This window comes from Janthinobacterium sp. OK676 (assembly GCF_900103595.1).
GTDB lineage: Bacteria > Pseudomonadota > Gammaproteobacteria > Burkholderiales > Burkholderiaceae_D > Janthinobacterium.
Genome location: NZ_FNHA01000001.1, coordinates 212,404 through 226,512 on the forward strand (window position 1 = coordinate 212,404; position 14,109 = coordinate 226,512).

14 protein-coding genes are annotated in these 14,109 nt (G+C 58.5%); 7 read left to right on the plus strand and 7 right to left on the minus strand.

The annotated features are described in order from the left end of the window. Nucleotides 1-73 precede the first annotated feature (73 nt). Entirely contained in the window at nucleotides 74-1,480 is a 1,407-nt protein-coding gene (locus tag BLU39_RS00990) for an RES family NAD+ phosphorylase (protein WP_092708427.1), read from the plus strand. Here the strand turns inward: BLU39_RS00990 and BLU39_RS00995 are convergent. From BLU39_RS00995 to BLU39_RS01020, 6 genes are read right to left on the minus strand one after another with little or no spacing between them, the layout of a single operon-like run. Then, entirely contained in the window at nucleotides 1,472-3,001 is a 1,530-nt protein-coding gene (locus tag BLU39_RS00995; RefSeq protein WP_254788842.1) for an MFS transporter, read from the minus strand. The genes BLU39_RS00990 and BLU39_RS00995 overlap by 9 nt on opposite strands. A 7-nt stretch (nucleotides 3,002-3,008) precedes the next feature. Then, a complete protein-coding gene (locus tag BLU39_RS01000; protein WP_092708430.1) occupies nucleotides 3,009-4,211 on the minus strand; it encodes an HlyD/EmrA/EmrK family protein in 1,203 nt (400 codons plus the stop codon). 30 nt (nucleotides 4,212-4,241) lie between these two features. Continuing rightward, entirely contained in the window at nucleotides 4,242-5,666 is a 1,425-nt protein-coding gene (locus BLU39_RS01005; protein ID WP_092708433.1) for an efflux transporter outer membrane subunit, read from the minus strand. A gap of 42 nt (nucleotides 5,667-5,708) precedes the next feature. After that, a complete protein-coding gene (locus tag BLU39_RS01010) occupies nucleotides 5,709-6,161 on the minus strand; it encodes a MarR family winged helix-turn-helix transcriptional regulator (protein ID WP_092708436.1) in 453 nt (150 codons plus the stop codon). Nucleotides 6,162-6,221: 60 nt separating this feature from the next. Next, a complete protein-coding gene (locus BLU39_RS01015; protein WP_175539177.1) occupies nucleotides 6,222-6,902 on the minus strand; it encodes an alpha/beta hydrolase in 681 nt (226 codons plus the stop codon). Nucleotides 6,903-6,913: 11 nt separating this feature from the next. Beyond that, on the minus strand, nucleotides 6,914-7,699 hold the full coding sequence (locus BLU39_RS01020) for a dioxygenase family protein (protein ID WP_092708442.1): 786 nt from the start codon (nucleotides 7,697-7,699) through the stop codon (nucleotides 6,914-6,916). Between the two features lie 106 nt (nucleotides 7,700-7,805). Between BLU39_RS01020 and BLU39_RS01025 the strand changes: the two genes are divergently transcribed. After that, nucleotides 7,806-8,690, plus strand: coding sequence for a LysR family transcriptional regulator (locus BLU39_RS01025; protein ID WP_254788844.1), 885 nt, complete (start codon nucleotides 7,806-7,808; stop codon nucleotides 8,688-8,690). Nucleotides 8,691-8,692: 2 nt separating this feature from the next. On the opposite strand, the gene BLU39_RS01030 is transcribed toward BLU39_RS01025, so the two are convergent. Beyond that, nucleotides 8,693-9,586 carry a LysR family transcriptional regulator gene (locus BLU39_RS01030; RefSeq protein WP_092708445.1) on the minus strand — a complete coding sequence of 298 codons (894 nt, stop codon included), beginning with the start codon at nucleotides 9,584-9,586 and terminating at the stop codon, nucleotides 8,693-8,695. Between the two features lie 96 nt (nucleotides 9,587-9,682). On the opposite strand from BLU39_RS01030, the gene BLU39_RS01035 reads away from it, so the two are divergent. The 5 genes from BLU39_RS01035 to BLU39_RS01055 all read left to right on the plus strand — a co-directional run bounded on the left by BLU39_RS01035 (nucleotide 9,683) and on the right by BLU39_RS01055 (nucleotide 14,035). Beyond that, on the plus strand, nucleotides 9,683-10,684 hold the full coding sequence (locus BLU39_RS01035; protein ID WP_092708448.1) for an alpha/beta fold hydrolase: 1,002 nt from the start codon (nucleotides 9,683-9,685) through the stop codon (nucleotides 10,682-10,684). Between the two features lie 104 nt (nucleotides 10,685-10,788). Continuing rightward, nucleotides 10,789-11,400: a nitroreductase family protein gene (locus BLU39_RS01040; RefSeq protein WP_092708451.1), complete on the plus strand. Its 612-nt coding sequence runs from the start codon at nucleotides 10,789-10,791 to the stop codon at nucleotides 11,398-11,400. A gap of 45 nt (nucleotides 11,401-11,445) precedes the next feature. Further along, on the plus strand, nucleotides 11,446-12,144 hold the full coding sequence (locus BLU39_RS01045) for a hypothetical protein (RefSeq protein WP_254788846.1): 699 nt from the start codon (nucleotides 11,446-11,448) through the stop codon (nucleotides 12,142-12,144). A 28-nt stretch (nucleotides 12,145-12,172) separates the two neighbouring features. Next, complete coding sequence (locus tag BLU39_RS01050) at nucleotides 12,173-12,649, plus strand: nuclear transport factor 2 family protein (protein ID WP_139178102.1); 477 nt, start codon at nucleotides 12,173-12,175, stop codon at nucleotides 12,647-12,649. 9 nt (nucleotides 12,650-12,658) lie between these two features. Next, entirely contained in the window at nucleotides 12,659-14,035 is a 1,377-nt protein-coding gene (locus BLU39_RS01055) for an MFS transporter (RefSeq protein ID WP_092708458.1), read from the plus strand. The last annotated feature ends 74 nt before the right edge of the window (nucleotides 14,036-14,109 follow it).

A 14,109-nucleotide genomic window follows, 5' to 3' on the forward strand; every position in this document is an offset into this window, starting at 1 on the left:
GTTTGTGTCCCCCCAGCGATCAATGGACGGCAAAACGATCGTTCGAATACCCTCTCCCCGATGAGAACAGAGAATGACAAACGACAATCGCATTTGTGCAAACTGCATTCAGGACGAGCACATGCAGAGGGGAATCAACGAATTTATCGGCACTGTCGAAGAGTGCGATTATTGCGGAGAAAATCGCCCTACTATCGCGTTATGGGATCTCATGATACGGTGCGATGAAGTCATAGAAGTTTTTTTTGAGGTTTCCAGTCTTACCCCTGCCGTCCTCCAATTTGGCAGGGACCCGCAAGGCAAAGATCTTGAAACCCTCATCAGCGAGATCCTTGGCGTCACCGGTGCTGCAAAAACAGATCTTCATGAGCTCCTTGATTACTACTGGTTCGATCGGGATACGATGGACTACAAATATGGAGAGGATCCTTGGTTCGTTGAATCGTCAGAGAGCATCGGTCAGATAGGGACTGAATGGGAGCATATGGAGCAGTCTTTGCGCGACACAGCCCGTTTATTTAACCCTGCTGCTGCTGCCGTTCTTGAAAAGATTTTTGCTCCAGTAATCGATGACCGGACGCGAGCGGGGCACCAGGTAATCACCAAGATTGGTCCAGCCCATCAGATAAGCGGCCTGCTCCGCGCACGCGAATTCGAATCATTGCACGAACTTGAGCGCGCCTTATGCCATCCTGAATCGAGCCTTGGCCCACCACCGGTCGGTGTCGGTAGCGCCGGCCGAATGAATTGTGCAGGAATTCCGGTTTTCTATGGTGCGACCAAAGCATTAACTGCGATTGCGGAAGTTCGCCCAGCGGTGGGTGCTCATGTAGCGATTGGATTGTTCCAGGTCGTCCGCGAGCTTAGCTTGCTAGATTTAACTAAACTAGGCGATGTTTCTTCTTCGAAGGCCAGCAAATTTGACCCGATTACAGTCGAGCGAACTATCCGAAATAATTTCTTGAAGACGTTGGTAACGCAGCTGACCATGCCCGTTCTACCAAGCAGGGCGGGTACCGACTATTTGATTACCCAAGCTATTGCGGATTTTCTCGCCACACATCCCAAATTGAATTTAGACGGAATTATTTTTCCGTCGACCCAAGCTGCAGAGGAGGAGTCCAGTGGCCGCAATGTCGTGCTTTTCAGAAAAGCTTCTAAGGTCCTTCGAGCTACGCGTGAATATGATCGCACTGCGAGCGCATACCTGTTCGAATACGAAGAAAATTCCGCGTGGTTTGCTCCCGTACTTGAAAGTGAGCCATCGCAGGCGTGCGAGCCATCGCTCGTCACATGGCCGGCAGATCACGATCGATTCGAAGCGGCGCTGGAGCTCGATCGTGATTCAATATGGATTCATAAAATCCTGGCCGTGCACTTCAAAACCGACGAGACACCAGTGCGGCACGTACGAGCGGAATCTAGGCAAGAAAGCGGTGAGCGAATGCCGAACAGTCATCGAGGTGACGGATTACTTTAATGCGCGCTGCACCAACATGACAACCGCACCAATCACGCCGATCGCCGCCACAATCCAGAAGTAGTCCAACGTGGCCAGTAGGGTCACCTGTTGGGTCAACGATTGCGCCAGCCCGGCGGAGGCAAGCGCTGCCGACTGCGCGGTTCCGGTCTGGGCGTAGGCTTCGCTCATCTGTCGCAGCGACTGTTCATAGAATGGGTCGCCGGCAACGAAATGCGTGTTCATCGCTGAGTAATGCATCGCCGTTCGGGTTTGCAGCAACAGCGTCGCCAGCGAAATCCCGAGGCTGCCGCCAAACTGCGACAACATGTTCTTCACCTGCTGCGCGTGGGAAAAGACGGTTTCATGATGTTGCACTTCGCGGAACGTGTGCATCGCGGTCGTGGCCAGCACCAGCATCACGAACACCCCGTACGCTGCCAGCGCTGGCACGAAGTCGGTCCACAAATTGGCGCTGGGACTGAAGTTGGCGATGCGCCAGCCGAAGATCGCAAGTGCCGTAAAGCCGATCAAATAATATTTTTTCGCTGCGGGTTTCTTTGGCAAGATGACCGCCATCACCGCCCAGGTCAGCACGGTGGTGGCCAGTCCGGTTGCCTGCACCTGGCCGATCACTTCCCACGGGAACCCGAGACCTCGTTGCAGCAACGCCGGCAGCATATAGTTGGTCGCCGCCATCAATGTGTAGCAAGCAGTAAACAGCGCCACGCCGCTCCAGTAACGGGTATTGTGCAAGCTGCCGATATTGAGCAGGGTTCGCTTGTGCGCGTGCATGGCGTGGACAAAATACGCCAGCGCCATCAATCCCAATACGCCAGCGGATGCCAGCATCGCGAAGTCACCGTAGAAATCGTAATAGGATCGCTGCAATGCGTAGAGCACTACGAAAGTGCCGGCGATCAGCACCATCAGCAGCACCGGATGCGATTCGGTGTGCAGTTCGCGCGCCGGCGTTTCCACCGGCAGGCAGACCAGCGCCAGCACACTGGCGACCGCGCCAAGAATAATCAGAATGCCAAAAATCCAGCGCCAGCTATCGTGAGAAATGGCCACTGACGACAGCCACGGCGCACTGGAGCTGCCCACCGCTAGCGCCGTGGCGAAGTAGCGTATCCCGGTGAACCGCTTCGGACTGGGCGGGAACAAATTCACCAACACCCGCGCCGATGTCATCAAGGTGCCGCCGCCCATCGCCATGCACACGCGCCCGGCCATGAATTCCAGATAGGTAGTCGATACCGCGCACAGCGCCGCCCCGAGCATGAAGAATGCCAGCGACAGCATCACAAAGCGGCGCCATCCGAGGCGCTCGGCGAACCAGCGCTGCTTGGCGATCGCCGCGATGGCGACGCAGGCATAGGTGGCGCTGATCAGACTGAATTCCTCAGGCGCCGCGCCGATCTCCCCCATGATCGGACCAGCGCCAAAGGCGATCATCCCGCTCTGCAAATATTCGATCGAGGTGAGCGTAAAGATCGTGAACAGCAGTATTTGCGGATAGCGCGGCATGTTCTGCATCATCGTGCTCCTAGTTGGCGGCGATTGCAGGACCGCCCGCCGCCATATTGGTGGCGATAATGCGGGTAACTAATGCTGCCGCCTCCTTGCCCTCCTGGGCGAAGACGTCGGTTTCATAGGCATGTGCGGCGTTTCCGCCGGCGGCGAACCGCACCCCATCGCGCTGGCTGGTGTCGACGCTTACGCGCATCGACAACCCCAGCTGCAACGGATTGGCGCGGACCTGATTCGGATCGAGAGCAATCCGCACTGGCAGCCGCTGTACCACCTTGATCCAGTTGCCGGTCGCGTTTTGCGCTGGCATCAGCGAGAAGGCACTGCCGGTGCCAGCCTCCTGGCCGATGACTTTTCCCTGGTATTTGACTTCGCGGCCATAGGCGTCGGCAGTGAGCACCACCGCCTGTCCGGCGTGAATATGGTGTAGCTGCGATTCTTTGAAGTTGGCCGTCACCCACAAGCTTTCCAGCGGAATAATCGACATCATCGAACTTCCGGCCGCCACCCGCTGGCCCACCTGCACGTTGCGCCGCGCCACTATCCCTGCCACCGGCGCAGGCACGACAGCGCGGGCGGCGGCGATGTAGGCATCCTTGACCTGGGCTGCGCCACTCAGCACATCCGGATGCGTCGTCACCGTCGTACCATCGACATAGGCTTGACTGGCCTCGTACTGCTGCTCCGCCGACTTCAGCGCGGCCGACGCGGTGCGGACCGATTCGCTGGCGTGTTCCAAATCCTCGCCGGACACCGCGCCGGAATGCACCAGTTCACTACGGCGGTCCATGTCGGCCTGGACCCTTCTCAACTCGGCACGGCGCAGTTCGACATTGGCACGCATCTGCGACGCCACCGCGAATTGGCTGCGGACCTGGCGGACCGTCTTGCCCAACGCGGCCTCGCTACGCTCCAGCGCCAGTTGTGCATCGAGAGGATTCAGCTTGACCAAGGACTGGCCTGCGATCACGCGGTCGGTATTGTCGGCGCCAATCGCAATCACGGTTCCCGGCACCTGGGAGGTCACCTGAACGATATTGCCTTCAACGTAGGCATCCTCGGTGGTCTCTTCCTGTGCGGTCGCGCGCGACCAATACAAGGCGTATCCACCGCCGGCGATCAGGGCGCCGATCAGGGCGGCGGTCAGCAAGGTGCGGCGACGCTTTCCGCCGGGCGTATGGTCCGGTGCAGCAGCGGCTTGAGCAGGGTGTGCAGTCATTCAAAAATCTCTCTCAAAGTTATTCCAGGTTCAGCCTTGCGGAGCAAAGCCGCCGCCGAGCGCGCCCGCCAGCGCGATGTCCAGCTCGATGGCGCGCATGTCGAGGTCGGACTGCAACCGTTCACTGGCCAGCTTTTGCAGTTCCGCAGACAGCACTTGCAGGTAGTTACCGACACCGCTGCGGTAGCGCTGTGACGCCAGTTGATAGGCGTCATCCGCCGTAGCGACGGCCTCCCGCTGCAAGGAGCGCTGTTCCTCGATCCCACGCAACGACACCAGCTGACTGACCACGTCACGCACGGCGTCAATCACTGTGGCGTTGTATTGTTCTACCGCGTAGTCGTACTCGGCATTGCGCCCGGCCAGGTTGGTCTTCAGCCGGCCGCCATCGAAGATCGGCAGGCTGAGCGCCGGGCCGATGCCGGTGATGCGGCTGGCGGCATCGTTGAAATTCGGGAAGCCAAGACTCTGCATGCCGATGAACGCGGTCAGGCTGATGTTGGGGTAGAACTGCGCCTTGGCGTTGGTGATTTCCTGCCCAGCCGCTTCCACCCGCCAGCGCTGCGCGACGATGTCGGGACGGCGCCCGATTAGTTCCGCCGGCACATCGCTGGGCAACAAGGTGGTACGCGCTTCGCGCATGTTCGGACGCGCCAAAGCCAACCCGCGATCGGGCCCTTGCCCTGTCAGCGCTCCTAGCTCGGCTCGGCTCAGCGCGATGGCTTCATTGATCTGCGCAATCTGCAACTTGGCGGCGGGCACCAACGACTCGGCCTGCTTCAGATCGACAGAGGAGTCGATCCGAGCGCGCACGCGCTGCTGTGTCAGCTCCAGAATGCGCTGGCGCTGGGCCAGGGTCGCGGCGGCGATATCGAGCTGCTGGTAAGCCTGCTGCAGACGTACGTAGCTGCGCAGAATATTAGTGATCAGCACCAGGCGCGCTGTATAGGCGTCCACCTCCACGGCATGGGTAATGCCGACCGCCGCTTCCATCGCCGACTGGTTTTTGCCCCAGAAGTCAAATTCATATGAGCCGTTCAGGGTCGCTTCATTCACCCACTTCCACTGTCCCGCGACAGGAGGCGGCGTCGTACCGTGTCCGCTGAACAGTTGACGATTGTTCTTATCCGCGAGGCTTAACTGTGGCGCGCTGGCCGCTTCCGCCCTGCCCGCGATGGCTTCCGCCTGACGCACCCGCGCCTGCGCCATTTTCAGAGACGGACTCAGCTTGAGTGCTTCGTCCATCAAGGTATTCAATTGGGCATCGCCGTAGCGGTCCCACCATTTTTCTGTAGGCCAGGCGGCGGCCGACAGCGTCGGCTTGCCAATGCTGGCCTGCGCGGCGAGTTCATTCGCCCCATGTAGTTTAGCTAGCGGACCGAGCTCCGGCGCCGCGCAGCCGGCCATCAATAACAGCACGCCGAGCGAAACACTGGATTTATATAAAAGTTTCATATTAACCACTCCTTGCTTAGGCAAGTATTTAGTCAAAAAAAATCAAGCGGCCGGGCCGTTGTCCAACAAGCGCTGCAGCAGCGATTGCAATAGCAGTGCTTCATCAGGCGAAAAATCCGCTAAAAATTGCGCGTAGACCTTGGCGATCGCCGGCATGATCTGCGGCGATAATTGCTGCCCTTTTTCCGTCAACTTTACCTGCACCTGGCGACGATCAGCACCATCCCGCACGCGGCGGACGATGCCCTTTGCCTCCAGGCGATCAAGCAAGCGTGTCATTGCGCCGGCATCGACGCCCACAAAGTCACAGAACTCGCTGATGGTATGGGCCCGGCCACGCATCGCGGCGATTACGACAACGAACTGGGCCGAAGTGAGTTCCAGCGGTGCCAATTCGGTTTCAAGTGCGTTAAAGATGGCGTTACGCACTGAGTTAATCATATGTCCCAAGCCGCCACTTACCAAATAGTCAATTCCGGTTTCGTCTCGCTGCATACCCGCCTCTTAGAATAAAGCGAATAATACTTGCCTAGGCAATTGATTGCAAGCGGAGAATTAAAACTGCCCTGCCAGCCACCGCTTGAAATCTTCCACCATAGCCATGTTCAATGTGTGGTTGGCTGTATATTCGTGATATTCCAAAGGCACGTCGAAGCCGGTGAGCACTTGCTTGGCGTGGTGAGCGAAGTGGATACCCAGCTTGTCATCCTGAACTCCGTGGCTGATAAACGCACGTATTTTGCTCAGTGTAGCGCCAGGCTTCACCGAGGGTAATACCTCCGGCAAAATGCGACCGCTTAAAATGCCAAAGCCGGTCAGTTTTTCAGGGGCAGTAAGGCCGACGCTGGCGCTCATGATGCCGCCCTGACTAAAGCCGGCCATCCACAGATGCGACGGATCGATATCCAGCACTTCCGGCAGGTGATCGACAAAGGTCAGCAACTTCTGGCGCGCCTGATCAGCCTGGACTGGATTGATGGCCGGGCCGTTCTGCGTAAAGTGCACCTGGAACCAGCCAAACTGCATCGCTCCGAATTCCAGCGGTCCGCGCGCCAGTACCACAGTCAGGCGCGGGTCCAGCGATTTAGCCAGTTCGATAAAGCCAACCTCGTTGGCGCCCACGCCATGCAACAGGATCAGGCACGGTGACTTGCCCTGCGCACCGGTGCCCGGGCGCACCCTGTAAGTCAATCCAGAAACCGGTTCCACCAGCGTTTCGTTAAGTTTATCCGTCATGTTCATTCCTTTCAGTTAAAGGCGTAGGCGTCCATCGCCAGTACGCCGTGTTCAACGCTCGTATGGAGCAGTTGCGCCTTGGCGCCGGCACCCGCAGCACCCATCGCGACAAACAGTGGCAGCAGATGCTCTTCCGTGGGGTGATTCTGCACGGCGGATGGTGCGCGGTTGCGGTATTCGAGCAATGCCGCGTGATCGCCTTCCTCCAGACGCTCACGCATCCAGACCTCGAACTCGCTGACCCAGGTCGGTGCTGGTGCGTCGACAGCCTGCCCTCGGAATTCGTACAGGTTGTGGGTCAGCGAGCCGGAACCAATCACCAGTAATCCTTCGTGCCGAAGCTGGGCAAGCGCTCGGCCCAGCATTTCGTGCGCGGCCGGACCGGCGCCGCGCACCAGTGATATTTGCATTACCGGGACGTCGGCCTGCGGATACATCAGGCTCAGCGGTACCCAAGTGCCGTGGTCCAGTCCGCGCTGCGCGCTGCGGCTGACGGCAATACCGGCGGCGGCAAACAGCGCTGCCGCCTGCTCCGCGACTTCCGGCGCGCCGGCAGCGTGGTACTGGATATCGAACAATGCTTTGGGAAAGCCGCCGAAATCGTGAATGGTGGCGGGTTGCTCGGCAAGAGAAATCGCCGGCGCATTCATCGTTTCCCAATGCGCGGAGAACACAATAATGGCCTTCGGACGTGGCAAGCTCTCTCCCAGGCCCTGAAGGAAGCGGCGTGCGGGGCTGTCCTGCAACGCCAGCATGGGTGAACCGTGAGAAACAAAGATGGTAGGCAGCGGAGACATGGTGCACCTCGATTAGTAAGATGCAGCCATGGTAGGCCGGTTTGAATGGTTGATAAATACCTACACAGTGACTAAACTATTTCCATTGAATTGACAATGGATGGCCATGGACCTGTTTTCATCGATGCGAATGTACGTTGCGGTAGTGGATGGTGGCAGCTTTGCGTCTGCCGCCGACAAGTTGGACATTTCCCGCGCCATGGTCTCGAAGCAGATACAGAAGCTTGAGGAACACTTGGGAACGCGCCTGCTGAACCGCACCACGCGGCGCCTGAGCCTGACTGAGACAGGCCGCGAGTTTTACGAACGCAGCACCCAGATTATGACCGATGTGGAGGAAGCGGAACAAGTCGCTGGCCAGATGAATCGCACGCCCCAAGGCGTGCTGCGGGTAACCATACCGCTCTCGTACGGACAGCACCGGCTAGCCACCATCATCGGCGATTACACCCAAGCCTATCCGAAAGTACAACTCGATATTTCACTCAGCGACCGCAAGGTTGATCTGATTGAGGATGGTTTCGATCTGGCGGTGCGTATCGGCGTCATGCCGCAGTCAGACCTGATCGCCCGCAAGATTGGCGGGGTGCGCAGCATTGTCTGCGCCAGTCCCACCTATATAGCGCGGCACGGCGCGCCGCAGGCGCCGACGGAATTGAGCAGCCACGCCTGCCTCGGCTATACGCTGACCGGCAGCGGCGCCGACTGGCGCTTTGAGACCCCCGACGGCCCGCTGGTGGTCCCGATCGCGGGACCGATCCGCGCCGATAACGGCGACATTATCCGGCTGGCCGCACTCAGCGGCGCCGGCATCCTGTTTCAGCCGCACTTCATTGTCGGCGACGATCTGGCCGCAGGCCGCCTGGTACAACTGCTTCCGGAATGGCAGTCGGCGGAACTCGGCGTCTACGCCGTCTATCCCAGCCGCAAGCATTTATCCGCCAAAGTGCGGACCTTCGTCGATTTCCTGGCCGCCGCGCTGGGCCAATAAGCTTACGCCTTGTGCGTGCCGAAGGCAGCGACGGCAAATTCAATGAAACTGCGCAACTTGGGCGTCATCTGCCGATCCGGTGCATACAGCAGATGCAGTGGCCGGTCTGGCGGCCGGTATTTAGGCAGCACGTGCACCAGCCGCCCGGTTTCCAGCTCTGGCTCGATCAGCTCGGCGGGCTGCAACAGCACGCCCATGCCGGCGCGGGCAGCCATCAGCAGCGCCTCGCCGCTGTCAATCATCAAACGGCCGGATACTGGCACGGTGACTAGACCTTCGGGGCCATTGAAACTCCAGTGCGTCCGCAGTTCGGTGTAGGCAAAGCCCAGGCACTCGTGACTGGCCAGGTCAGGCGGTGACTTAATCGGCGGGTGCGCATTCAGATAGGCCGGCGCCGCGCACAGGATCAGACGGTATGGCGCCAGCCGCCGCGCGATGCGGCTGCTGTCAGACAGTTCACCGACGCGGAACACTGCATCGGCCCCCTCCTCCAGCGCGTCGACATAACGGTTTGCCAGCGAGACCTCAACCTGCACCTCAGGATAGGCGGCCATGTATTCGGTCAGCCGGGGCATCAGCGCATGGATACCGAAGCTGACCGGGGCGTTGATGCGCAGGCGGCCGCTGGGCCGGGCTTTGCTCTCCGCTGCGAGCCCCTCGGCAGACTCGACTTCCGCCAGGATCACTTTCACCTTTTCGTAGTAGTTGGCGCCGATCTCAGTCAAGTGCTGCCGACGCGTCGTGCGGTTCAGCAGGCGTACGCCCAGATGCTGCTCCAGCATCTGCACATGCTTGCCCACCAGCTGCGGCGACATGCGGAAAGCGTCTGCAGCGGCCGAGAATGAGCCGAGCTCCACCGCCTTGGCAAACACCGTCATGCTCAATAAACGGTCCATTAGAAACACTCCATTTCAAGTGAGCAATTCTATTCGATATTTATCGCATGGCGTTTACAGTTCACACTGATGTTTTACACATTAGAGTCAGAATATATGCGCCATCTCTTCCGCCTCGCCGCTGGCGGCATCAGCCTGCTGCTGTGCAGTGCCCTTGCCAGCGCCGCCCCAGCCATCACCGTTTTAGGCAAGGATTTCACTTTCCCGAACAAAATCGAAGGCTTGCCCGCCAAGCTGTCCGACTTCAAGGATTTGCAGATCAATCACTTCACCACCAGTGACGGGGTCAAGCTGGCCTACTGGGAAGCCGGCAAAGGCAAGCCGCTGGTCTTCATTCCGGGCTGGTCGGCCAACGGCGCCGAGTACCTCAACGTCATGTACCTGTTGAGCAAGCAGTATCACGTGGTGGTACTGGACCCACGCAACCAGGGCCTGTCGCAGCACGTCGATTATGGTTCGCGCATCTCGCGCTTCGCTGCAGATTTGAAGGAGCTGAATGAGCATCTCGGGCTCAAAAAGGCCGACTACTGCGGCTGGTCCATGGGCGCGTCGGTGCTATGGAGTTACATCGACCTGTACGGCACCAAGAGCATCAACAAAGTGGTCTTCATCGACGAACCGCCATCGATCTACAGCCACGCCGACTGGACCGAAAAGGAGCGCCAAGACGCCGGCGCCATCACCAGTGACGCGGAGCGCATGATCGACTCATTCACTTCCGGCAAGGCGCCAAACAAGATGATCGTCGACAGTCAGGCATTCCAGCGCTTCACGCTGATGGACTCGCCCTACTTCCAGAACTCGGAGAACTTCGCCCAGGCCGTCGTCAAGAACAACATCGATGACCTCAAGCGCGTGATGTTCGATCACGTCACTAACGACTGGCGCGACGTCATCAGCAAGCGCGTGGACGTACCGACCGCGATCTTTACCGGCGTCTACAGTGATTCGCTTACCGGCCAGCGCTGGATCCACTCAGTCATTCCGAACAGCGAACTGCACGTGTACAGCGCCAAGGAACAAGGCGACCACTTCCTCGCCTTCAAGAACCCATTCAAATTCACGGCCGACCTCGATAATTTCCTGAACAAACCATGACTGTAGAAAAAAAGTTGACGGTCTGCGGACCGCCAGCCTGTTTATTCGCAGCACCGCACAGCTTAAGCTGACAACCTTCCCAACGATACACACGATTGCAACCTATGACCATCGCAGAATTAATCAAAGCCCGTACCTCCGCCAGCAGCTACGACTCGTCGCACCAGATGTCGGAAGCGGAAATTGCTGAACTGGTGGACCTCGCCACGCAGGCGCCGTCCGCATTCAATTTGCAAAACTGGAAATTCATCGCCGTGCGCAGCACGGAGGCCAAGGCGCGCCTGCTGCCGCTGGCGTTCGGCCAGCCCAAAGTCGTCGAGGCGGCAGTGACCTTCATCATCTGCGGCACGCTGGAGCCACACCTGACAGTATCGGACGCGCTGAAGCCAACGCTCGACGCCGGCATCATTGACGAAGCCATCTTCAACGGCTGGGTTGGCGCGGTTCAGAATATGTACGGCGCCAACCAGACCTTCCAGCGTGATGAGGCGATCCGCTCCGGCGCGTTGGCAGCGATGACCCTGATGCTGGCGGCACAAGGCCAGGGCTTGGTCAGCTGCCCGATGATCGGTTTCGATCAGGCCGGCGTCGCCGCAGCCTTTGGCCTGGCACCCACCCAGGTACCGGTGATGCTGGTCACCGTCGGCCAGCCAGGCCCATCCAACTGGCCGAAGAAGCCACGCAAGCAGATCAACGACGTGTTGGCTTTCGCTTAAATTGAAATGAAGGCGAGCGCACGCAACTTAAGGCGATATTTTTTAATGATGACCTTGTCAGCTACAGGAGTGCTTGTGGCGAACGCGCAGAATGTACATCAGGTTGGCAATCAGGATATCGCCGGCTTCCAAGTAAGGGGCGTGCAACTGCAACAAAGCCAATATCTGGGTCAGCAGGCATTCAAGATGTCCATGCCTGCGACGTCGTACCAGAATCCGGATACAGAAGTCCTCACGGATCGCGCCATGCTGGCGTGGCTGCCGGTGGATTTTACCGACGGTACGATCGAACTTGACGTGGCGAGCACGCTGGCCGCCGATGCGCCGGCGTACGCCCGAGGCTTCATCGGCGTCGCATTCCGTATTAGCGACAACCTGAGTTTTGAAGGTCTGTATCTACGCCCGGCCAACAGTCAGGTTGACGATCAGGTTCGACGCAATCACTCGGCCCAGTATTTCTCCTATCCGGATTTCGACTTCGCCCGACTGCGGCGCGAGTCGCCTGAGAAATACGAATCCTATGTCGACGTCGCGCTTGATCAATGGACACATCTCAGCATTGAGGTGCGCGGCGACGCTGCGCGGCTCTACGTCAACGACGCAGCGCGGCCGGCGCTGATCGTTACAGACTTGAAGCATGGCGCAGCACAGCATGGCGGCATCGGCTTCTGGATCGAATCCGGCACGGTCGGCTATTTCAGGAATCTAAGCTGGAAGCCGTTGAAGCTCCACCCCAATCAGTAGATCAAACAACGTTAACGAGGACCCCAACATGAATAACACCCTACGCCGCCTGACCCTTGCTACCACGATCTGCGCACTTGCAAGCGCCAGCGCCTGGTCGGCCGACGCGCTGCCACTGCCACCGATGAAAGCGCAAGCAACGCCAGAAAAGGTATTGGCAGAGCACTTGGACGCGGTCGACAAAAGCGACTGGAATCGCCTGGTCGCACAATTCCCGGAAAATGGCGAAGTCCACATGCTGGACGGCCAGGTCAGCAAAGGCCGTGAAGCCATCGGCAAGCTGTTTGTTGGCTTCGTCACGCCACGTCCCAACGGCTTGAAAGGCATCCGCTTCATTCCACAAAGCACCGCCATATTCGGCGACACGCTGGTAGTGTATTGGAAGGCCGAAGCGCCGTTCCTAGCGGAGCCTTATTACGGGTCGGATGCTTACATCACCCATGACGGCATGATGGCCGGCATGGTGACCACCTTCGACGGCTCCAAGCTCAAGTTCAAGCAGTAAGCCAGAGCCATGACCTCCCGTTTGACGCCCGCCCATATCGCGATCCAGATCGCTGCCTGCCTAGGCTTTCTCGTCGTGCAACTCGACGTTAGCGTCGTGAACGTCGCACTCGGTCCGCTTAAAGCTGCCTTCTCTACCGACCTGACAGGTCTGCAATGGGTCATCAACAGCTATGCGCTGATATTTTCTGCATTGCTTATTCTGGGCGGTGTGCTGGGCGACAAGTTTGGCGCACGGGCGGTTTTCGTTTTCGGCTTCGTGACGTTCACGCTAGCGTCGATCGGCTGTGGCCTTGCGCATAGCTTGACCGAGTTAATCACCATGCGCCTGCTTCAGGGCATTGGAGCGGCTCTGCTCCTGCCGACGTCGCTGACGATCATCCGGATTTCATTCACAGATCCCATTCAGCGCGCGTCCGCCGTGGCTATTTGGGGCGCGTGCGGCGGTTTGGCACTCGCAGCCGGGCCGGTTCTTGGCGGCTTGATGATCCAACATCTTGGCTGGAGCAGTATATTCTTGCTGAACGTACCAATCGGCGCGTCAGCGATTGTCCTGATCATGCGTTACGGTTCCGCTTCCCCGCAGGTAGCGCGGAAGTTGGACATTCAAGGTCAGAGCGTCTCAGCAATATGCCTGGCCGCGCTGACTTACGCCCTCACGGAATCCAGCAACGAGGGGTGGACTGCAGCGCCTGTGATTGCGCTTGTTCTCGCGCTTTTACTTGCTCCCCTCTTTGTACGAATCGAGAAAACGGCTACCTGCCCTATGCTGCCCCGCAGGCTCGCGACGAACCGGGTTCTGGCATCGGCTTCGTTGTGCGGGGCCGTCATCAATATGACTTTTTACGGCACCGTGTTTGCCCTTAGCATCTACTATCAGACCATTTTGCACTACAGCCCACTACAAACCGGGGTCGCGTTCATTCCACTCACCGCCGTCTTGACTGCTTCCTCAGTAGTGTCATCACGGGTTGCACGCACTGTTAGCGCAAACCGCATCATCACGGTCGGCTTTCTGTTGCAAGCTGCAGGTTTTCTCGCTCTTTCTCGGTTAAGCGCAACAACGCCGGTTGGTTGGCTCAATGCAGCGTTGGTATTGGTTGGCATTGGCAGCGCAGTGTCCGTTCCCTCCATCACTAACTCGATGCTGTCGGCAGTGAGCAAAAATGACGCTGGTGTAGCCTCCGGTTTGATGGCGACGGCCCGGCAGATGGGGGGCGTAGTCGGCGTGGCGTTATTTGGCACCTTGATCTCTTCACGAGACAGCGCCAACTTTATGCGCGGGATGTCGCACGCCATGCTGACGGCCTGCTGTGCCCTGGTAGCGACACTACTTTTCCTTCGCAAAGTACCGTTGGCAAACCAAGCGCACACGTTGAACCCGTGAACGTTGCGATTGCAACAAAGCGTTTAACATTGGTCGTGATTATTCGCTCACTCTTTGAATTTTGAATGCGTTCG

Coding starts and splice junctions, on each gene's coding strand:
- BLU39_RS00990 (WP_092708427.1), top strand. CDS start 74: ATGACAAACGACAATCGCATTTGTGCAAACTGCATTCAGGACGAGCAC.
- BLU39_RS00995 (WP_254788842.1), bottom strand. CDS start 3,001: ATGATGCAGAACATGCCGCGCTATCCGCAAATACTGCTGTTCACGATC.
- BLU39_RS01000 (WP_092708430.1), bottom strand. CDS start 4,211: ATGACTGCACACCCTGCTCAAGCCGCTGCTGCACCGGACCATACGCCC.
- BLU39_RS01005 (WP_092708433.1), bottom strand. CDS start 5,666: ATGAAACTTTTATATAAATCCAGTGTTTCGCTCGGCGTGCTGTTATTG.
- BLU39_RS01010 (WP_092708436.1), bottom strand. CDS start 6,161: ATGCAGCGAGACGAAACCGGAATTGACTATTTGGTAAGTGGCGGCTTG.
- BLU39_RS01015 (WP_175539177.1), bottom strand. CDS start 6,902: ATGACGGATAAACTTAACGAAACGCTGGTGGAACCGGTTTCTGGATTG.
- BLU39_RS01020 (WP_092708442.1), bottom strand. CDS start 7,699: ATGTCTCCGCTGCCTACCATCTTTGTTTCTCACGGTTCACCCATGCTG.
- BLU39_RS01025 (WP_254788844.1), top strand. CDS start 7,806: ATGGACCTGTTTTCATCGATGCGAATGTACGTTGCGGTAGTGGATGGT.
- BLU39_RS01030 (WP_092708445.1), bottom strand. CDS start 9,586: ATGGACCGTTTATTGAGCATGACGGTGTTTGCCAAGGCGGTGGAGCTC.
- BLU39_RS01035 (WP_092708448.1), top strand. CDS start 9,683: ATGCGCCATCTCTTCCGCCTCGCCGCTGGCGGCATCAGCCTGCTGCTG.
- BLU39_RS01040 (WP_092708451.1), top strand. CDS start 10,789: ATGACCATCGCAGAATTAATCAAAGCCCGTACCTCCGCCAGCAGCTAC.
- BLU39_RS01045 (WP_254788846.1), top strand. CDS start 11,446: ATGATGACCTTGTCAGCTACAGGAGTGCTTGTGGCGAACGCGCAGAAT.
- BLU39_RS01050 (WP_139178102.1), top strand. CDS start 12,173: ATGAATAACACCCTACGCCGCCTGACCCTTGCTACCACGATCTGCGCA.
- BLU39_RS01055 (WP_092708458.1), top strand. CDS start 12,659: ATGACCTCCCGTTTGACGCCCGCCCATATCGCGATCCAGATCGCTGCC.